At 68.5% G+C, this 17,940-nt stretch carries 18 protein-coding genes; 9 read left to right on the top strand and 9 right to left on the bottom strand.

Features of this window, described 5'->3' with window-relative positions; all coding sequences use genetic code 11:
- Nucleotides 1–10: 10 nt before the first annotated feature.
- The 3 genes from BM394_RS15085 to BM394_RS15075 form a co-directional block, all read right to left on the bottom strand.
- Nucleotides 11–610 (bottom strand): anti-sigma factor family protein, encoded by a 600-nt coding sequence (locus BM394_RS15085; RefSeq protein ID WP_092979090.1) that lies wholly within the window; start codon nt 608–610, stop codon nt 11–13.
- On the bottom strand, nt 607–1,125 hold the full coding sequence (locus BM394_RS15080; protein ID WP_175530123.1) for a sigma-70 family RNA polymerase sigma factor: 519 nt from the start codon (nt 1,123–1,125) through the stop codon (nt 607–609). Before BM394_RS15080 ends, BM394_RS15085 begins: the two co-directional genes overlap by 4 nt.
- Nucleotides 1,126–1,187: 62 nt before the next feature.
- Nucleotides 1,188–1,958 (bottom strand): pyrimidine reductase family protein, encoded by a 771-nt coding sequence (locus tag BM394_RS15075; RefSeq protein WP_092979085.1) that lies wholly within the window; start codon nt 1,956–1,958, stop codon nt 1,188–1,190.
- Nucleotides 1,959–2,013: 55 nt separating this feature from the next.
- Here BM394_RS15075 and zapE point away from each other — a divergent pair, with 55 nt between their 5' ends.
- Nucleotides 2,014–3,051 carry a cell division protein ZapE gene (gene zapE / locus BM394_RS15070; protein ID WP_092979083.1) on the top strand — a complete coding sequence of 346 codons (1,038 nt, stop codon included), beginning with the start codon at nt 2,014–2,016 and terminating at the stop codon, nt 3,049–3,051.
- 79 nt (nt 3,052–3,130) lie between these two features.
- Here zapE and rocD read toward each other — a convergent pair whose 3' ends face one another.
- Nucleotides 3,131–4,372 carry an ornithine--oxo-acid transaminase gene (gene rocD, locus BM394_RS15065; RefSeq protein WP_092979081.1) on the bottom strand — a complete coding sequence of 414 codons (1,242 nt, stop codon included), beginning with the start codon at nt 4,370–4,372 and terminating at the stop codon, nt 3,131–3,133.
- A gap of 318 nt (nt 4,373–4,690) precedes the next feature.
- Here rocD and BM394_RS15060 point away from each other — a divergent pair, with 318 nt between their 5' ends.
- On the top strand, nt 4,691–5,518 hold the full coding sequence (locus BM394_RS15060; RefSeq protein ID WP_092979079.1) for an SGNH/GDSL hydrolase family protein: 828 nt from the start codon (nt 4,691–4,693) through the stop codon (nt 5,516–5,518).
- Between the two features lie 41 nt (nt 5,519–5,559).
- Here BM394_RS15060 and BM394_RS15055 read toward each other — a convergent pair whose 3' ends face one another.
- From BM394_RS15055 to BM394_RS15045, 3 genes are all read right to left on the bottom strand, one after another.
- Nucleotides 5,560–7,194 (bottom strand): serine/threonine-protein kinase, encoded by a 1,635-nt coding sequence (locus BM394_RS15055; RefSeq protein ID WP_092979077.1) that lies wholly within the window; start codon nt 7,192–7,194, stop codon nt 5,560–5,562.
- A 168-nt stretch (nt 7,195–7,362) separates the two neighbouring features.
- Nucleotides 7,363–8,559, bottom strand: a complete 1,197-nt coding sequence (gene lhgO / locus BM394_RS15050) for an L-2-hydroxyglutarate oxidase (RefSeq protein ID WP_092979371.1) — start codon at nt 8,557–8,559, stop codon at nt 7,363–7,365.
- 146 nt (nt 8,560–8,705) lie between these two features.
- Nucleotides 8,706–9,158, bottom strand: coding sequence for a peroxiredoxin (locus BM394_RS15045; RefSeq protein ID WP_092979075.1), 453 nt, complete (start codon nt 9,156–9,158; stop codon nt 8,706–8,708).
- A gap of 219 nt (nt 9,159–9,377) precedes the next feature.
- On the opposite strand from BM394_RS15045, the gene BM394_RS15040 reads away from it, so the two are divergent.
- The 3 genes from BM394_RS15040 to BM394_RS15030 all read left to right on the top strand — a co-directional run bounded on the left by BM394_RS15040 (nt 9,378) and on the right by BM394_RS15030 (nt 11,684).
- Nucleotides 9,378–9,968 (top strand): type 1 glutamine amidotransferase domain-containing protein, encoded by a 591-nt coding sequence (locus BM394_RS15040; RefSeq protein WP_092979073.1) that lies wholly within the window; start codon nt 9,378–9,380, stop codon nt 9,966–9,968.
- Between the two features lie 165 nt (nt 9,969–10,133).
- Complete coding sequence (locus BM394_RS15035; RefSeq protein ID WP_092979071.1) at nt 10,134–11,273, top strand: baeRF2 domain-containing protein; 1,140 nt, start codon at nt 10,134–10,136, stop codon at nt 11,271–11,273.
- 81 nt (nt 11,274–11,354) lie between these two features.
- A complete protein-coding gene (locus BM394_RS15030; RefSeq protein WP_092979068.1) occupies nt 11,355–11,684 on the top strand; it encodes a DUF2795 domain-containing protein in 330 nt (109 codons plus the stop codon).
- Nucleotides 11,685–11,825: 141 nt separating this feature from the next.
- Here the strand turns inward: BM394_RS15030 and BM394_RS15025 are convergent, their stop codons facing one another.
- The gene (locus BM394_RS15025; RefSeq protein ID WP_092979066.1) at nt 11,826–13,058 is read right to left on the bottom strand and encodes a serine hydrolase domain-containing protein; all 1,233 of its coding nucleotides are present in this window, start codon (nt 13,056–13,058) and stop codon (nt 11,826–11,828) included.
- A gap of 293 nt (nt 13,059–13,351) precedes the next feature.
- On the opposite strand from BM394_RS15025, the gene BM394_RS15020 reads away from it, so the two are divergent.
- The 3 genes from BM394_RS15020 (at nt 13,352) to BM394_RS15010 (ending at nt 15,648) form a co-directional block, all read left to right on the top strand.
- Nucleotides 13,352–13,870, top strand: coding sequence for a hypothetical protein (locus tag BM394_RS15020; RefSeq protein ID WP_139235237.1), 519 nt, complete (start codon nt 13,352–13,354; stop codon nt 13,868–13,870).
- Nucleotides 13,860–14,564, top strand: a complete 705-nt coding sequence (locus BM394_RS15015; RefSeq protein WP_092979062.1) for a dienelactone hydrolase family protein — start codon at nt 13,860–13,862, stop codon at nt 14,562–14,564. Before BM394_RS15020 ends, BM394_RS15015 begins: the two co-directional genes overlap by 11 nt.
- Before the next feature lie 226 nt (nt 14,565–14,790).
- On the top strand, nt 14,791–15,648 hold the full coding sequence (locus tag BM394_RS15010) for a 3-hydroxybutyryl-CoA dehydrogenase (protein WP_092979369.1): 858 nt from the start codon (nt 14,791–14,793) through the stop codon (nt 15,646–15,648).
- Between the two features lie 78 nt (nt 15,649–15,726).
- Here the strand turns inward: BM394_RS15010 and BM394_RS15005 are convergent, their stop codons facing one another.
- Entirely contained in the window at nt 15,727–16,383 is a 657-nt protein-coding gene (locus BM394_RS15005; protein WP_092979060.1) for a GntR family transcriptional regulator, read from the bottom strand.
- 316 nt (nt 16,384–16,699) lie between these two features.
- Here BM394_RS15005 and BM394_RS15000 point away from each other — a divergent pair, with 316 nt between their 5' ends.
- The gene (locus tag BM394_RS15000) at nt 16,700–17,920 is read left to right on the top strand and encodes a CaiB/BaiF CoA transferase family protein (RefSeq protein ID WP_092979058.1); all 1,221 of its coding nucleotides are present in this window, start codon (nt 16,700–16,702) and stop codon (nt 17,918–17,920) included.
- Nucleotides 17,921–17,940: the final 20 nt, after the last annotated feature.

Raw genomic sequence — 17,940 nt, 5'->3', positions numbered from 1 at the left:
ATACGTGTTATCACCCGATTGGGGGACTGTCAGTTTCTTCCCCGGTTCCGTCCCACGGCGGAACGACATCGGCCAGTCGTACGGAGACATCCGGGGTGCCCGCGCCGAGATAGCCGTGCAGCGCGGCCACCAGCCTGCGACGGATCTCGGGCAGGAATTCGTGAGCGGCCGTCGGGTAGGCGGCCACCACATCGACGCGCACCGCCTCGTCCGCCATCAGGCACGAGCGCACCGCCATGCCGGAGAAGTCGTCCAGGACCTCCGCACTCAGCCGTCGCGTCAGGCTCAGCGCCGCCGCTGCCTGGATGAGCAGTTTGCCGTGCTCCTGTGACAGTTCCAGCGGTTGACCACCGTGCCTGTCGCGCAGTCCGCGCAGGGTGGTCAGCGTTCGGTCCACCAGGTCGTTCGAGGGAACCGCGTGACTCCCCGCCAGTCGTCGCACCGGTTGCCAGCGCCGGGATATCTCCGCCAGCTCCGCCCGACAGTGCGGACAGTCCCGCAGGTGCTCCTCGAATTCCGGGGGTACACCGTCCAGGTGATATCCGATCAGCTCGCCGACACGTTGACCGCAGGGCAGGCGCCGATCCGAAGCGAAGCTCTCTTCGTTCAAGGCACCTCCTTCAATTCGGCCAACAGTGCCAGACGTGCCCGGTGGAGCCGAGACCGCAGCGCGGTGACGTTCACCTCCAGCACTTCGGCGACCTCCTCGTAATTCATCCCCTCGAGCTCACGCAGCACCAGTGGCAGTCGTTGGGAGGGTTCGAGGCGGGATATCGCCGCGTGCACTAGTCTGGTCTCCTCCTCGCGTAAGGCCGTTCCCTCCGGGTTCCCCGTATTCCCCACCGGGGTCATGGATTCGTCGGTCGGGTCCAGCGGAACCGTGGGGCGCCGTTTGCGGACCTGGCTCAGCGCCGCGTTGGTGACCACCCGGTAGAGCCACGTCGACGCGGCGGAGTCACCGCGAAACGTGGCCAGCGAGCGCCAGGCGGAGACCCAGGCGTCCTGCACGGCGTCCTCCGCCTCCGCCGGATCGCCCACGATCCGCAGTGCCACCCGGTAGAGCTTGTCGGTGTGCGTGCGAACGAGGGAGTCGAACGCCGAGGTGTCGCCGTTCCTGGCCGCCATGAGCAGTGCGCTGTCGTCGCGGACGCGCTCGTCGAGCTGTTGGTCGGAATCGACCCCGTCGGTCACTCGGCCAGTCTCCCGTAGCGGAGCAGAAGCATCGATTCGTCGGCGTACAGCGCCGAGAGCAGCCGCATGTCACGCGGTGTTCCGGCCACTGGGCCTGTGGCGATCCTACTGGTGTCCCCGCTGGTCAGCAGTGGTGACACGGTGAGGCAGAGTTCGTCGACCACGTCAGCGGCGATCAGGGCTCCGAACAGGCCGGGACCACCCTCGCAACCGATGCGGTACAGCCCGCGCCGTGCCAGCTCCCGCAGGGCCGTCGGGAGGTGGACATCGTTCCGCCCGGCCGTCACCACATCGGCGCCCGCCTCGGTCAGCGCGGCGACGCGCTCGACGGGAGCGGCCTCGCTGGTGAGCACGATCGGGGTGGCGACCGTGTCGGTGAGCAGCGGCGATGCTGGGTCGATCGAACCGCTGCCGGTGACCACCGCTATCGGGGGCACTTCACCCAGACCGCGTTCGGTGCGTCGTCGGGTGCGCGCCTCGGTGCGCCGCAATCCCCGGTACCCTTCGGCCGCCGCGGTTCCGGCCCCGACCAGCACGACATCCGAGAGATCCCGGATCAGCGAGAGCACGCGTCGGTCCACGGGGCTGGACAACCCGCGTGAACCGCCGTTCACCGCCGCTGCGCCGTCCAGGCTGGAGACGAAGTTCACCCTCACCCACGGGCGACTCAGCTCCGAGGGGTACTCGTAGAAACGTTCCAGCTCGTCGGCCGTTTCCGGCTCGCTGTCCACCTGTTTCGTCTCTGGAACGGGCCACAGCTGCTGCATGGTTCCATCACAGCACGCCCACGGGCAGCCACGAGCCTCCGGTTACAGTTCCAGCATGAGCATGCCGCGCCTGGTCGACCGCCATCCCGAGCTCGGTTCCGACGAACTGGTCGCCGCACTGACTCCTCCACCGCGCTTCGACGAAGTACGGTTCGACAACTACCTGCCCAACCCGGCGGAGCCCAGTCAGGCCGCGGCGGTTGCCGCCTGCAGGGAGTTCGCCGCCGATACCGGACGCTCCGCCTCCGGTGGAGGATCCTGGTTGCGCTCGTTGTTCGGCCGGGGCGGCAGGAACGGCCACTCCGGTGGCCTGCCCGGGCTCTACCTGGACGGCGGCTTCGGCGTGGGCAAGACGCACCTGCTCGCCTCGCTCTGGCACGAGGTCGAGCAGCCGAAGGCTTACGCCACGTTCGTCGAGCTGACCAATCTCGTGGGTGTGCTCGGTTTCAACGAGGCCGTGCGCAGGCTCTCCGACCATCGACTGTTGGCCATCGACGAGTTCGAGCTCGACGACCCCGGGGACACGATGCTGGTCACCCAGCTGCTGAGCAGACTCACCGACGCCGGCGTGAGGGTGGCCGCGACCTCGAACACACTGCCGGACAAGCTGGGCGAGGGCAGGTTCGCCGCCGTGGACTTCCTGCGGGAGATTCACGCGATGGCCGAGCGGTTCCGCGTCGTGCGCGTCGACGGCCCCGACTACCGGCACCGCGATCAGCCCGAACCACCGGAACCGCTCGAGGAGACCGAGCTCGCCGAGCGGGCGCGTACCACCCCCGCTGCCACCTTCGACGACTTCGAACAGCTGTGCGCCCACTTGCAGCGGGTGCATCCCTCGAAGTACGGCCGAATGGTCGACGATGTCACCGCGGTTCACCTGAGTGGGTTGCACACCGTGCCGAACCAGGGGGTGGCGCTGCGGGTGGTGGCGCTCGCCGATCGGCTCTACGACCGCGCGGTACCGGTGCGCGTCTCCGGCGAGCCGTTGTCCGTGCTGTTCGGCGAGGAGATGCTGGCGGGTGGCTACCGCAAGAAGTACCTGCGTGCGCTGAGCAGGCTCACCGCGCTCTCCAGGGAGCTGGCCACCTCCTGAACCGGGCGGTTTCCTGAGCCGGGTGGGGCGGTTCCGGTTCACCGGTAGCCGGCCGCCCTGTCCGGTCAGCCCTGTCCGGTCAGCGTTCGGTGGTGAGCACGTGTGCCACGGCGTCCAGGCCGGAGTCCAGCTCCTCCGGGGTGATCACCAGCGGTGGGGCTATCCGCAGCGTGTTCTCCTGGGTCTGCTTGCAGAGCACACCGCGCCGCATCAGTTCCGTGGCCGCGGTGAGTCCCTCGGGACCGCCCGGCGAGATGTCGACGCCCGCCCACAGGCCGCGGCCGCGGACCTCGGAAACACCGTTACCGACCAGCTGGTTCAAGCGTGCGTGCAGCCGGTTACCGAGCTCGCGCGCCCGAGTCTGGAAGTATCCGCTGGAGAGCAGGTTCACCACCGCTCGACCCACCGCACAGGCCAGCGGATTGCCGCCGAACGTCGAGCCGTGCTCCCCGGGACGCAGCACACCGAGCACCGCGCTGCTTCCCACCACCGCGGAAACGGGGAGGATCCCCCCGCCGAGAGCCTTGCCCAGGGTGTAGAGGTCCGCGTGTACCCCCTCGTGCGAGGTCGCCAGCAGCTCGCCGGTTCGGGCCAGTCCCGATTGGATCTCGTCCGCGATCAGCAGCACGTTGTTGTCGTCGCACAGCCTCCGCAGTTCGCGCAGGTACCCCTGCTCGGGCACGATCACCCCCGCCTCGCCCTGGATGGGTTCGACGAGTACGGCAGCCGTGTCGGGGGTGATCGCCGACTCGACCGCGGCGGCGTCGCCGTAATCGGTGACGACGAAACCGGGGGTGTAGGGACCGTAGTCGGCGCGCGCCTCGGGGTCGGTGGAGAACGAGACGATCGTGGTGGTGCGGCCGTGGAAGTTGGATCCCGCCACGACGATCTCCGCACGGTCCTCGGCGACCCCCTTGACCCGGTAGGCCCACTTGCGGGCGACCTTGATCGCCGACTCCACGGCCTCGGCCCCGGAGTTCATGGGCAGCACCACTTCCGTGCCGGTCAGTTCGGCCAGCTCCCGACAGAACGGCCCGAACTGGTCGTGGTGGAACGCTCTGCTGGTCAACGTCACACGTTCGAGTTGTTCCGTCGCGGCAGCGATCAGGTCCGGGTGGCGGTGCCCGAAGTTCAGCGCCGAATAGCCCGCCAGGAAATCGAGGTAGTCGTTACCGTCCACATCCGTCACCCACGCTCCGGTGCCCTTCGAGAGCACCACCGGAAGCGGGTGGTAGTTGTGCGCGGAGTAGGTCTCGTCCAGTGCCAGGAACTCGGATGTCTCGGTAGGCGTGCCACGCACGCTCGGTACGGCCGCGGTCATGGCAACAGGCTATGTCGTCACGGCAACACTTTCAGCCGCGACACATTGCTTCCTTTGGTTGTTCGTTGCGTCGTGGTTCCGGTGTGCACGTCTTCGTTGTGCGCTTTCACCCGCTGGGGTGGGGAAGCCTCGACTCCTCTCCTCCCGTGCCCGCCCCGCCGCGGGGCTGCTCCGTACGGGCTCCGGCCCGTTCCGACTTTCCGGTGAGGGGGTCTCACACGATCGCAGCCAATTCCGGCGGTTTTCCCGTGTTCGCCTTTCGCGACCTTCGGTGTGTTGATAATCACGAACGGTCGATCAAGGCCACCGGAGGTATCCGTGCGCAAATCCGTGCTGTCGAACAGCTGTTCCGCCGTCCTGGCTGCCGCCCTGCTCCCACTGCTGGCCCCCGCCGCGAGCGCCGCGACCGACCTCGCCGATCCGGTTGAGTACGCGGCCCTCGGCGACTCCTACGCGTCCGGCGTGGGAATCGGAAACTACACCTCGGAGAGCGGTGACTGCCTGCGGAGCCCGCAGGCTTATCCGCGACTGATGGTGGACCGGGGAACGGTCGATTCCCTGGACTTCGCCGCGTGCGCGGGAGCGCAGACCCCGGACGTCCTGAACGAGCAGGTCAACGCGCTGAGCGCGAGTACCGATGTGGTCACCGTCTCGATCGGCGGCAACGACGCCGGATTCGTCGATGTGATCACCACCTGCAACACCGGCGGCGACCAGACCTGTGACGACGCGGTCACCGAGGCGGAGAACTACGCCACCCAACAGCTTCCCGCCGAGTTGGCCGAGACCTACGACGCGATCGCCGCCGCTGCTCCGCAAGCCCGAGTGGCCGTCGTGGGCTATCCGAGGTTGTTCGAGCTCGGCCCCTGCCTGTCCCTGCTGAGCGAGTTCGAGCGGGGCAGGCTCAACGACGCCGCCGACACGCTCGACAGCGTGATCGCCGAGCAGGCGGCGGCCGCCGGTTTCTCGTTCCTCGACGTGCGCGACGACTTCTCCGGACACGGTGTGTGCGGTGCGCAACCCTGGATCAACGGGCTCTCCTACCCTGTCGAGGAATCCTTCCACCCCAACGCCACCGGCCATGAGCAGGGCTTCTTGCCCGATGTTTCCGGCTTCGTCGCCACGCGGAGCCAGTTGGCGAGCTGAGCGCTCGGAGCTCCCGGACCGGCGATCCCGGTCCGGGGAACTCAGAGCAGTCTCGCGTCGTAACTGCGCGGCGCGTACTGCTGCAGGGCGGTGCGAAGCCTGCGGGCCTCGCGCCGCCTGGCCCACCATCCGCCGGTGGCGCCGACGAGGAAGATCTTGTTACCGCCGTAGTACTCGCGGGTGCGGTGCCACCACTTGGAGTGCGGAGTGAACTCCTGGTGCGCCCACACAGTCAGCGCCTGCTTCTTGCCGTTGCCCACCAGACCCACTCTGCCGACCCGGCTCCAGGGGATCTCCCGGTGCAGCCCCATGCGGGATATCCGCAGGCCATCGCTGTTGATCTTCAGGCTGATCCCCGGTGTCAGTGCCTGCGCCAGGCACAGCACGCAGCTGAGCACCAGCAGGAACACCCCGAGTGCCAGCAGGGCCCGGCTGGGGCCGTGGGTCACGGCATTCGAGCCGATCATCACCGTGCCGTAGGCCAACGCTCCCGAGAACGCCGCCCACAGCAGCGCGTTGATCCGCCTGCCGCTCCGGAACACCGGTCCCGCCAGGTCGGGCCGCACCAGCGGCCGTTCCGTCCGGTCCCGTTCCGGGCCGCCGGTCGCGACTCCGGGACGCTCGTTCGCGGTCGCGGCGCGCGAGCCCTCGGCGGGTCGGGAATCGTCCCGTCGCGTGTTCGAAGGTCCGGCAGCGGCGGCTCCCGGAGCGGCGGCGGGTGCCACCCCGGCCGCGACCGAGCCACCCCGCTCTTCTACCCGGGTGCCACCGTTGCCCGCCGAGAGCGGTTCGCCCCGGAACACCCGGTCCAGCTCCGCGGTGTGCGCCGAGATCAGCGTCGTCACGCGTCGCGGAAGCCACTCGCCGGTGGGTGAGCCCGAATGGCCGAGGTGATCGAGCAGTTCGCCGGTGCTCGGGCGGACGTTGGGGTCCTTGGCCAGGCAGGAGGCGATCAGCGGACGCAACGTCTCCGGGACCGGTCCCAGGTCCGGTTCGGCGTGCACGACCCGGTAGAGCATGGCGGCGCTGTTCTCGTTGCCGAACGGAGCGTTCCCCGTCGCGGCGAACACCAGCACCGCCCCCAGTGAGAACACGTCGCTGGGAGGGGCGACCTCACCACCGGTGGTCTGTTCCGGGGAGAAGAAGCCGGGGGTGCCGAAGAACATCCCGGTGGCCGTCATGCCGGTGGCGGCCATCGCCCGGGAGATGCCGAAGTCGATCACACGAGGACCGTCCGGACCGAGCAGCACGTTGGCGGGTTTGAGGTCGCGGTGGACCAGCCCCGCCCGGTGAACCGCTTGCAACGCCTCGGCCAGACCGGCTCCGAGCCTGCGCACGGTGTGTCCCGGGAACGGCCCGTGCTCGTTCACCGCCTGGTGCAGCGTGGGACCGGGTACGTACTCGGTGGCCAACCAGGGGTGCTCCGCCTCGGGATCCGCGTCCACCACGGTCGCGGTCCAGAACCCCCCGACGGACGCCGACATGCTGGCCTCGCGGCGGAACCGTTCACGGAAGTCGGCGTCCTCGGCCAGTTCCGGCTTGGCCACTTTCACCGCCACCGGACGTCCCCCTCTGGAGCACCCGAGGTATACCGCGCCCATCGCTCCCTTGCCGATTCTGGCGAAAAGCCGATAGTCGCCGACCTTGCTCGGCTCGCTGGTCAGCAGCGGCTGCACTGAGTTCCCCCTTCACCGTCTCGGTCACCAAGCCTAATGGTTCGGGACGGGCGCGTGGTCCGAACCGGGGGACGTGCGGTCTCGTGCCGAGGTTGCCTTTCGGTGCTGGTGACGGTCAGGTGGGTTGTCCTCGGCTCTGCCGCGGCCCTCGGCCGTTCCGAATCGTTCTCAGTTCGCCGCCACGCGGTCGACGATGTGCTCGGCTATCGCCAGGCTGGAGGTGGCCGCGGGAGACGGCGCGTTGCGCACCGTGGTGATGCCGTCCTCGTGGTTGATCCGGAAATCGTCCACCAGTGAACCGTCCCGGTCCACGGCCTGTGCCCGGATTCCTGCGCCCGCGCGTCGCACATCGGTGACGCCCACCTCGGGCACGTAACGGCGTGCCGTGCGCATGTAGGCCCTTACCGAGAGGCTGCCCAGCATCTCCACCGCACCGGTGCGCCAGTGTTCGCGGGCCATCCGCCAGAATCCCGGCCAACCGGCCATGCCGCGCAGCTCGTCCAGGGACACGTCACGACGACGGTAGCCCTCCCGGTGCGGGGAGAGGACCGCGTTCGGCCCGACCTCGACCTCCCCGGAAACGCGGCGGGTGAAGTGCACCCCCAGAAACGGGTAACGCGGGTCCGGAACGGGATAGATCATGCCGCGAACCAGCTCGCGCACCGACGGGGCGAGCCGCATGTACTCGCCCCGGAACGGCACGATTCGCGGTCCGTCGGCACCATCGGCCCAGCGGGACACCCGGTCCGCCCGCAGGCCGGCGCACACCACGAGCCGATCCACCGAGTGGATCCCGTCCGCGGTCTCGACGTCCACACCCCCGACCCGCCGCCGCACTCCGGTCACGGCCGTGGAAAGCAGGACGCTGCCACCCGCCCGCTCGATGTCCGCACCCAACGCTCGGGCCACCGCCGCGTAGTCGGTGATCGCGGTTTCGGGGGAGTGCAGCGCAGCCACTCCGGCGGCATGGGGCTCGATCTCGGTGATCCCCGAACCGGCCACACGTCGCAGTCCCGGAACACCGTTGCGCCGCGCGTTCGCCTCGAGCGCGTCGAAGCGGGCGAGCTCGGAACCGTCGACAGCCACCACGAGCTTGCCGCACTCCACATAGGGCAGTTCCCGCTCGGAGCAGTACTCGCGCAGCATCGACCGACCGCGAGCGCACAGTTCCGCCTTGAGACTGCCTGGTTCGTAGTACAGGCCCGCGTGCACGACACCGGAATTGTGCCCGGTCTGATGCGCACCGAGCCGGTTCTCCTTCTCGAACACGACTACCCGGGTGCTCTCGTGACGTCGAGTGAGCTCGCGTCCCACCGCCAGGCCCACGATGCCGCCCCCGACGATGCCGACGGTCCGTTCGGTCAAGTGCGTTACGTCCTCTCGCGAGTTGCTCGACGTCCTGGGAAGGGACGTTCCGTGTGCTTCCCGGAGCACGACCGTCCCGGTGGCCTCGCGCGTGGGACACAGTGCACCGTTGAACATCCCGGGAGCGTGCGAGCCACGACCGGATGTCAGCCGCGTTGCCGCAGGAACTCGACCGCCCTGTCCGCGTGGACCCCCATGCGGAACTCGCTGCGGATCACCCGCAGGACACGGCTGTCGCGATCGATCAGGAAGGTGTGCCGTTTCACTGGCAGCGGACCGAAACCGCGACGGACGCCGAAGGAACGCGCCACCGTACCGTCCTCGTCGGAGAGCAGGGGGAATCCCAGTGAGTTCCGCTCCGCGAACCGGGCCTGTTCGTCCACCGGGTCCGGGCTGATACCGACCGGCTGGGCGTCCAGCACGGCGAACTCGGTCGCCAGGTCCCGGAAGTGACAGCTCTCCGTGGTGCATCCGAAGGTCATGGCGGCCGGGTAGAAGAACAGCACCACGATGCCGCCGGTCAGCAGTTCGGACAGCGTGCGCTGCGCTCCGTGCTGATCGGCCAGTTCGAAATCCGGGACGAGTTCGCCAGACCGCACCAGGACTCCTTTCGAGATGCCGTTTCGGCTCGCGTGCCCGGATCGATCGGAGCAAGTCGTTCCACCACGAACTCCCGACGTCTCCGATGATCGGCTTCGGTCCCCTACCGAACCTACCCGTTCGGACGGCCCCGTTGGTCGGTGAGGTTTGAGCCCTCCTGCCACGGGGTAACGCGAGGCCACACGGATCGCCCGATGCCGAGTGGAGGTGTTCGACGAATGGCCGGGAGCCTGAGCGGACTGCGCGTGGCTTTCCTGGTCGCCGGTGAAGGAGTCGAGCAGGTGGAGTTGACACGTCCCTGGCAGGTGGTCGAGCAGGCCGGTGGGCTACCGGAGCTGGTTTCGGTTTCCTCCGGTTCCGTTCGGGCGTTCCACCATCTCGACAAGGCGGACACCTTCCCGGTGGACCGGATAGTCACCGACGCCGATGTGGCCGATTACGCGGGGCTGGTCCTACCCGGTGGTGTGGCGAACCCGGACGCCCTGCGCAGGGTGCCGGAAGCCGTTCGTTTCGTCGCCGAGTTCTTCGCCGACCAGAAACCGGTCGCAGCGATCTGCCACGCCCCGTGGACGCTCATAGAGGCCGACGTGGTGCGTGGTCGGCGAATGACCTCGTATCCGAGCCTGGCCACGGACCTGCGCAACGCCGGAGCCGAGTGGACCGACGAGCGGGTCGTCGTCGATTCCGGCCTGGTCACCAGCCGTAACCCCGATGATCTCGACGCCTTCTGCGCCAAGACGGTCGAGGAGATGGCCGAAGGCAGACATCGTTCCCAGGCCCGTAGCGCTCCCAGCTCCGGAACCGGATGACCGGCGGGGCCGGGCCCCCACGAACTCCGTGCCGGGGTTGTCGGCCCACCGAACGGTTCGCGCTCGGCCGGAACCGAGCGCCGACAGCGCGACGGTGGCCGCCGGGCCATGACAGGAGCCGGGTCTCGGGAGCAGCCGGACCACGACAGTAGGAGTGCGGCTTTCATGAAGCTCGCTTATCTGCAGCACCTGTACCAGCACCGACCGCCGTTCGTGACGGTGTACCTGGACACCTCCGCCGATGCGGAGGACGCCCGCAAGGCGATCGAGCTGCGTTGGCGCTCCGCACGGGAACGCCTGAGCGAACTGGGTGCCGACGACGCCGATCTGGATGCCGTCGAGCGAGCGGTCGGTTCGCACAGCTGGCGAGTCGGGGAACGGGGCCAGGTTCTCGTGGCAGCGGGGGGAAGGGTCGTCTTCGACGACGAGCTGCCCCGGCCACCCACCGAGTTCTCCGACGACGAACTGGCGCGGGTCGGTCCGCTGCCCCACCTGATGCCGTACCTGCGACTGCGCAGTGCCCGGATTCCCCATCTGCTCGCGTTGGTGGACCACACCGGTGGTGACATCCACGTGATCGACGCCGGGCGGCACAGCGGAGGCACCACTGTGCAGGGGGACGGGAGCCCGGTGCACAAGAGCCACTCGGCCGGGGAAGGCGACCAGAAGCACCACGACAACATGGTCGAGGAACAGTGGCTGCGCAACGCGGGCCAGGTGGCCGCCGAGATCGACAGGCAGGCGTTGCTGGTCGGTGCCGAGGTCATCGTGTTGGCGGGGGACGTGCAACAGCGGAAGATGGTGCACGACCACCTGCGCAAGGGACTCCGGGACCGGGTGGTGGACACCGAGGCCAGTCACCGCGACCGCAACGCTTCCGAGGCGAGCCTGCAGCGCGAGGTTTCCGAGGCGGTCGACTCCGCACGGCGGGAACGGTCGGAATCCGTCGTCGGGGAGTTCGAACGCGAGCTGGGCCAGCGCGACCGGGCGACCGACGGGTGGCCTGACACGGTGGGTGCGTTGCAGCGCGGCCAGGTCGCCGTCCTGTTGCGCGAGGTTTCCCACAGCGCTGAGGAGCCGGAGACCCTGTGGATCGGAACCGAACCGAACCAGGTCGCGACCGAGGAGCGGACCCTGCGTGACATGGGGGTCTCCGCCCCGGAGCGAGTCGCCGCCGACACGGCCGTGCTGTGGTCGCTGGTGGGCACTCACGCCGATCTCGTGCTGGTCGATCCACGACGGAACAGCTTGACCGGAGGAGTCGCGAGCCTGCTGCGCTACAGCGACGTGGGCGGTGGCGACTGAGTCTCTCCCCAGGGGACCTCACCCGAGGACAACCCCATTACCCGAGGACAACCTCATCACCCGAAAGAGAAGGAGCCGACCGTGGCTGTGGATCGAGCCGATCTGAAAACGAGTCTGTCCGGACTGGATTTCCCGGCGAGCAAGGACCGGATAGTCGAGTACGCGGAGAACAACGGTGCCGACGCGGAACTGCTCGCCGCGTTGCGTGCCATGCCGCGTGCCGACGAGTACGAGAACCTCACCGAGGTGGGGCGTTCGCTCCAACTAGACCCGGCTTCCCAGCAGGGGCAGACCGATGCCGACAAGGCCGACCAGAACACCCGGCGCACCGCGGACGGACTGGCCGAGCACGAGACCGAGACGACGAGCAACCCCATCGTGGAGGAACTGGGGGAGAACCGCGGCAGTTGAGCGCGGTTCCACGTGTCCTCTCTCGCGCTCAGGGGCCGACATCGGACAGCCAACACCCGACTTCGGCCCTCCGCGAGGGTCGGTGGGTAGCCGCTTCCGGCGCTGCCTCATCCGTCCCGGTTGGCACCGGACCGTGTGGAGTCAGTCGACCAGCGCCTGGTACACCAGCGCCTGCAGCCGTGTCCTGATCGGGTGAGCGCTGGAGGGCATCAACTGGGTCAGGAAGAGCACGGTCAGGTCCTCGCCGGGATCCACCCAGAACGCGGTGCTCGCCATCCCGCCCCAGGCGTACTGTCCCTGCGAGGACAGCACCTTCGAGGCCTGCGGGCGGTCGGTTACCGAGAACCCCAGCCCGAAACCCTTCCCCGCGTTGGTGGATTCGGAGAACGACCCCATCGCCGTCTCGGCCAGATCAGCTCCGCCCGGCAGGTGGTTGCGGGTCATGAACCCGACCGTGCGGTTGCTCAGCAGCCGGTTGCCGTCGAGCACTCCGCCGCCGAGCAGCATCTGCGTGAAGCGGTGGTAGTCGCGTGCGGACGAGACCAGGCCGCCACCTCCGGAAAGTACCCGGGGGCGGCTGGTGCTCACCCGGTTCAACCGTTCGTTGCGTACGGCGCGGCGCGTGCGGTCCACGCTGTAGAGCGCGGCCAGCCGGTCCAGTTCCGACTCCGCCACCGCGAAATCCGTGTCGCGCATGTCCAGTGGTTCGAAGACGTTCGCCCGGAAGAACTCGTCGAGCGTGCTGCCGGAGATCACCTCGATCACGCGTCCGAGCACGTCGGTCGCCACCGAGTAGTTCCAGGCCGTACCGGGGTCGAACAGCAGTGGCAGCCGTGCCCACGCGGCACACGCCCCGGCCAGATCGAGTTCGGCCGGATATCCGTTCTCGAACCCCTGCTCGCGATAAATCTGGTCCACCGGGTGGATCCGGTGGAAGCCGTAGGTGAGCCCCGCGGTGTGGGTGAGCAGATGCCAGATCCTGATCGGTTCGGTGGCGGGGCGCGTCTGTGCGGCGGCGGCCGAGCCCCCGGTGTAGACGCGGGGCTGGTCGAACTCCGGAAGGTAATCGGCCACCGGGTCGGTGAGTTCCAGCAGTCCCCGTTCGTAGAGCATCATAGCGGCCACCGAGGTGACCGGTTTGCTCATCGAGTAGATCCGAAAGATCGTGTCCGTCTCCACCGGGAGTCCTGCTTCCAGATCACGCATCCCGTGGGTGCGCAGGTAGGCGATCTTGCCGTGCCGCGCGATCAGCACCAGCCAGCCGGGCAGCCTGCCGTCGGTGACGTAGTCGGCGAAATGCTGTTCGATCCGTTCCAGCCGCGTCGGGCAGAGTCCCACATCGGTGGGCTCGACCTCGGTTTGCAGTTGCCCCACGCCGAACTCCTCTCCGCATCCGCCCCGTTGCTTCGGCCCCGCGTTGCTTCGACCCCGTCCGCCGAGGATTCACGGTGGAACGGTGTCGTCCCGAAACGCCGGAAAACCACGGTCCCACCGCATTCTGATACATCCCGCCCGGTCGCGACAGCGACGATCCGAGTGTGTCGTTCTCGCCCGTTCGGTCGAAGGCGCGTTCCGCGTGGTTTGCGTGCGACGCGCTCGCGGGTAGCCGTGCTGGCAACCGTTCCGCCGGTTCGGGGGGAAGCAGTGGAAGCGAGACGGAGGCGATCATGTCGGATCCGTTCGACGGTGAGACTCCTTCGGCGGACGAGACGGTCTCCGAGGGGGACCGGACCAGAGACCCCGCCCAGCTGCAGTCGGCCGCCGACCTGGACGAGGACGAACTCGCCGCGGACCCGTTGGAGGAGGGGCTCGAACCCCCCGATGACTGGTCCCCCGTGAGCCGGCAGCGCCCGACACCGAGCGAACAGGCGGAGGGGACCGGCTTGGAGAGCAGGTTGGCGGAGCAACGCCCCGATTTCGACGCGGGTGGTGCTGACGTGCTCGACGCCTCGTCGGTCACCGACTCGGCGGAGTCCCGTGACGAGCACGGTGAGACCGGTGGGGAAGGGGCTGCCGCGGAGGAGCGTCCGATACGGACCTTCCACGCCGACGTTCTGGAAGCGGAACGGGTGGAGAGCACCGGGCGCAGCGCCTCGTCAACCGAGGGCATCGAGGCCACCGACCCCGGAGTCGTGCAACGGGCACCGGAGGAGGACGCCGAACGGGTGGAGGACGATGGACGCTGAGCGGGACACCACAGCCGCGACTTCCTCGGGGCGGGAGGTGTCGTTGCCCGCGAGGGAGACCAGCGGTGACGAGGAGTTGACCGGTGATCTGGCCGGACTCGACAACCCGGGTGGACTCGTGGTGTTCGTGCACGGCAGCGGTTCCTCGCGGCACAGTCCGCGCAACGTCGCCGTGGCCGAACGGTTGAACGAGACGGGGTTGGCCACGTTGCTGTTGGACCTGTTGACGCCCCGGGAACGGCTCCAGGACGAGCTCGACGGCAGGCTCCGGTTCGACGTCGAGTTGCTGACCGCCAGGGTGCTGGGGGTGCTCGACTGGATCTCCGAGCGTGCCGAACTGCGGAACCGCCCGTTGGGGTTGTTCGGTGCCAGCACCGGGGCGGCCGCCGCCCTGGGAGCGGCCGCCCGCAGACCGCACGACGTGCGTGCGGTGGTATCGCGCGGCGGACGTCCCGATCTGACCACCGAGCGGGTCGCCGCCCTGCGGGCACCGACGCTGTTGATCGTGGGCGAGCGCGACAGCGAGGTGTTGCGGCTCAACGAGAACGTGGCTCGACACATCCCGGTCGACCACGAGGTGCACCGGGTTCCCGGTGCCACCCACCTGTTCGAGGAGAACGGTGCGCTGCTGCAGGTTGCCGAGGTCGCCGGTGCCTGGTTCTCCCGTTATCTGTCCACCACGGCCACCGCCTGAATCCGGGTTGTCGTCCCGGCCGTGGATTCCCGGCCGTGGGATTCGCGACATCTCGGATTCGCCACGCCGCGGAGCGGGGCCGTTCGTCGCGCGGCGCGGGCTGTTTTCGTGCCGTTGTCGAACTACTAGGGTAACCGGGGTTACTGTTCGGTAATTCTCGGTCGAGTACTTCCCGAACGTCGAGCGTGGGCTCGACGTTCGGTCATTGCGCGAAAGGACGTAAGTGGTGGGGCAGATCCAACGTGTCGGTGTCGTGGGTGGCGGTCTGATGGGCTCGGGTATCGCCGAGGTCAGTATCCGGGCAGGTCTCGACGTGGTGCTTTCCGAGATCGACGAGAGCGCGGCGGAGGCGGCCCGGGCGCGGATCCGGAAGTCCATGGACCGCGCGGTCGGCAACGGCAAGCTCGCCGAGGAGGACCGGGACGCGGCACTGGGCCGGTTGCGCATCACCAACGAACTGGCCGAACAGGCCGACCGGCAGCTGGTGGTCGAGGCCGTGGCCGAGAACCCGGACATCAAGACCGGCGTGTTCGCCGAGCTCGACAGGGTGGTCACCGACCGGGACGCGGTGCTGGCCTCCAACACCTCGTCCATTCCGATCGCCAAGCTGGCGGGAGCCACCGAGCGGCCCGGCAGCGTCATCGGTGTCCACTTCTTCAATCCGGTCCCGGTGCTCAAACTCGTCGAACTGGTGCCCGCGCTGGTCACCTCGGAGGAAACAGTGCGGGTGGCCTCGGCGTTCGCCACCGAACAGCTCGGCAAGCAACCCATCAGGGCGCAGGACAGGGCCGGTTTCGTGGTCAACGCGCTGCTGGTGCCGTACCTGCTCTCCGCGGTGCGGATGTACGAGGGCGGCTTCGCCGCTGCCGAGGACATCGACAACGGGATGGTGCTCGGCTGTGCTCACCCGATGGGACCGTTGACACTGGCCGACATGGTCGGGCTGGACACGATCGTCGCCATCGCCGACTCGATGCACGCCGAGTACGGCGATCCCGGTTACGCGGCCCCGCCGTTGCTGCGGCGCATGGTCGACGCCGGACTGAACGGCAAGAAGTCGGGGCGGGGGTTCTACGACTACTGAGGTCCGGCTGCCACCGGAGCTCGCCCGAGGGCATGTGGCGCGGACTCGCACCGCGTGTCCTCGACCGGTGGTGCCGGGTCAACCGTTCGCGGTCTCGTCCAGCGTCGTCCGCAACGCCGCCACGGCGTGTTCCCGGTGTCGTCGCAGCAGCTCGGCCAGTTCCGCGCCATCGCGCGCCTCGAAGGCACGCACGATCGCCTCGTGCTCCTCGAGCACGCGACTCCGGTTGTCGGGGGCGTTGTAGTACACCGCCCGGTAGGCGTCGGTGGTGTCCCACAGCGTGCGCACCATGCGCATCAGCCACGGCATGTCCGCCGGTTCCAGTATCGCGAAGTGGAACCTGCGGTTGGCCGCGATCATCTCCACCAGGTCGTCGTTCGCCGCGGCCTCGGCGACGGCACGCAGCTCCGCCCGTACCGCCGTGGAGTCGGCCTCATCGGCCTTGGTGGCCGAAACCAGGGCGGCCTCGGTCTCCAGCAGTTCGCGTAACCGGTAGACCTCGAGCAGGTCCGCCAGTGACAGCTCGGCGACCGTGTAGCCCCGGTGCGGGCGGTAGACCACCTGCCCCTCCGCCTCCAGCGTTTTGAGCGCCTCCCGGAGCGGTACCCGGCTGACCCCCAGCTCGTGCGCCACGCTGTCCTGCCGTATCGGCTGGTTCGGCGCCAGCTGACGGGACAGGATCGCTCTGCGCAGCTCCTCGAGCACGAACTGCTGGGTTGTCGGCGGTCGTGGCATCTCACTCCCGTGATCCGCTGTCGGAGTCGAGTGTCCGTGGAACCTCTTCGTGCGCCCGACGGGCCCGTGGTCTCCGGGAAAGCCGTTACTGGACCGATGCGGTCGGAGGGGTAGTCCCTCTCACGTTCGGTTCGGCTTGACCGGCGCCCGCTCAACTGTATATTGGATCCAACCTTACGCCGCCGCAAGCCTTCCGTACCACCGAAGTCGTTGAGGTGATCACACTCGGCCACTCGAAAGGCTGTCGTACGGCGGTGACGGAGGACACCGACAGGACGCGGTACGCGCCGCGAACGCGAGAAAAGGTGAGAGCCGAATGGCGCGGACTCTGCCGCTGGAGGGGGTGCTCGTCGCGGACTTCAGCCGGGTGCTCGCGGGGCCCTACGCGACGATGCTGCTCGCCGATCTCGGCGCCACCGTCGTCAAGGTCGAACGCCCCGACACCGGGGACGACACCCGGTCCTGGGGGCCGCCGTGGACCGAATCGGGCTCCGCCTACTTCCAATCGCTGAACCGGGGGAAACACAGCGTCACCCTCGATCTGACCGCGGAGCGCGACCGTGCTGCCGCGATCGAGCTCGCACGCCGCGCCGACGTGCTGGTGGAGAACCACAAGCCGGGCTCGCTGCGGCGGTTCGGGCTCGACTACGAGAGCCTTCGAACGGACAACCCCGGCCTGCTCTACGTCTCCGTCTCCGGTTTCGGCAGTGCGGAAGGAGCGGAGCTGGCCGGGTACGACTTCGTGGTGCAGGCCGTCGGCGGGCTGATGAGCATCACCGGGGAACCGGACGGGCCGCCCAACAAGGTGGGCGTGGCCGTCGTCGACGTGCTCACCGGCAAGGACGCGGCGCTCGGTGTCCTGGCCGCGCTGCGGCAGCGCGAGTCCACCGGCCGCGGGCAGCACATCGAGGTCAATCTGCTCTCCAGCCTGCTTTCCGGGTTGGTCAACCAGGTCGGCGGTTTCCTGGCGACCGGTGAGAGCCCGGAACGCATGGGCAACCGGCATCCCAGTATCGCCCCCTACGAGACACTGCGTTGTGAGGACGCGTCGCTCGCGGTGGCGGTGGGCAACGACGAGCAGTTCCGCAGATTCACCGAAACGCTCGGGCTCGTCGGAATGGCCAACGACCCGCGGTTCGCCAGCAACGCGGACCGGGTGCACAACCGCGAGGAGCTCGTGGTCGAGCTGGAGAACGTGCTGGGGGCGCGTCCGGCAGCCGCCTGGCAGCACCGACTGCAGCGGGTGGGAATCGCCTGCGGGCAGGTCAACGACCTGGCCGGTGCGGTGCGCTACGCGGAGTCCCTGGGGCTGGACCCCACGATTTCCCCCGGCAGTGGGTACGCCCCGTCGGTGCGCAACCCGATAGGACTGTCCGAATCCGGCCACGCCGACCCGACCCCGCCACCGCGATTGGGCGAACACAACACCGAGATCCTCGACTGGCTGCTCGGCCGCGGGACGCCGCCGGCCGCGCCCGAACCGGGCTCGCGCGCTCGCGATCTCACCGGTTCGGGGATGGACATTCACCCGATCTGACGCGTCCTTGGAGGCATGAG

This window comes from Actinopolyspora lacussalsi subsp. righensis, from assembly GCF_900116555.1.
In the GTDB taxonomy this organism is placed as follows: Bacteria; Actinomycetota; Actinomycetes; order Mycobacteriales; family Pseudonocardiaceae; genus Actinopolyspora; species Actinopolyspora lacussalsi.
Note: the sequence above shows the minus strand (reverse complement) of the source record. Positions and strands in the feature narration are given on the sequence as shown.

Excerpts from the sequence above, each read along its gene's own strand:
- BM394_RS15000 (WP_092979058.1), top strand. The coding sequence starts at position 16,700 with ATGGCGCGGACTCTGCCGCTGGAGGGGGTGCTCGTCGCGGACTTCAGC.
- rocD (WP_092979081.1), bottom strand. The coding sequence starts at position 4,372 with ATGACCGCGGCCGTACCGAGCGTGCGTGGCACGCCTACCGAGACATCC.
- zapE (WP_092979083.1), top strand. The coding sequence starts at position 2,014 with ATGAGCATGCCGCGCCTGGTCGACCGCCATCCCGAGCTCGGTTCCGAC.
- BM394_RS15015 (WP_092979062.1), top strand. The coding sequence starts at position 13,860 with ATGGACGCTGAGCGGGACACCACAGCCGCGACTTCCTCGGGGCGGGAG.
- BM394_RS15075 (WP_092979085.1), bottom strand. The coding sequence starts at position 1,958 with ATGCAGCAGCTGTGGCCCGTTCCAGAGACGAAACAGGTGGACAGCGAG.
- BM394_RS15040 (WP_092979073.1), top strand. The coding sequence starts at position 9,378 with ATGGCCGGGAGCCTGAGCGGACTGCGCGTGGCTTTCCTGGTCGCCGGT.
- BM394_RS15020 (WP_139235237.1), top strand. The coding sequence starts at position 13,352 with ATGTCGGATCCGTTCGACGGTGAGACTCCTTCGGCGGACGAGACGGTC.
- BM394_RS15035 (WP_092979071.1), top strand. The coding sequence starts at position 10,134 with ATGAAGCTCGCTTATCTGCAGCACCTGTACCAGCACCGACCGCCGTTC.
- BM394_RS15080 (WP_175530123.1), bottom strand. The coding sequence starts at position 1,125 with ATGGCGGCCAGGAACGGCGACACCTCGGCGTTCGACTCCCTCGTTCGC.
- BM394_RS15005 (WP_092979060.1), bottom strand. The coding sequence starts at position 16,383 with ATGCCACGACCGCCGACAACCCAGCAGTTCGTGCTCGAGGAGCTGCGC.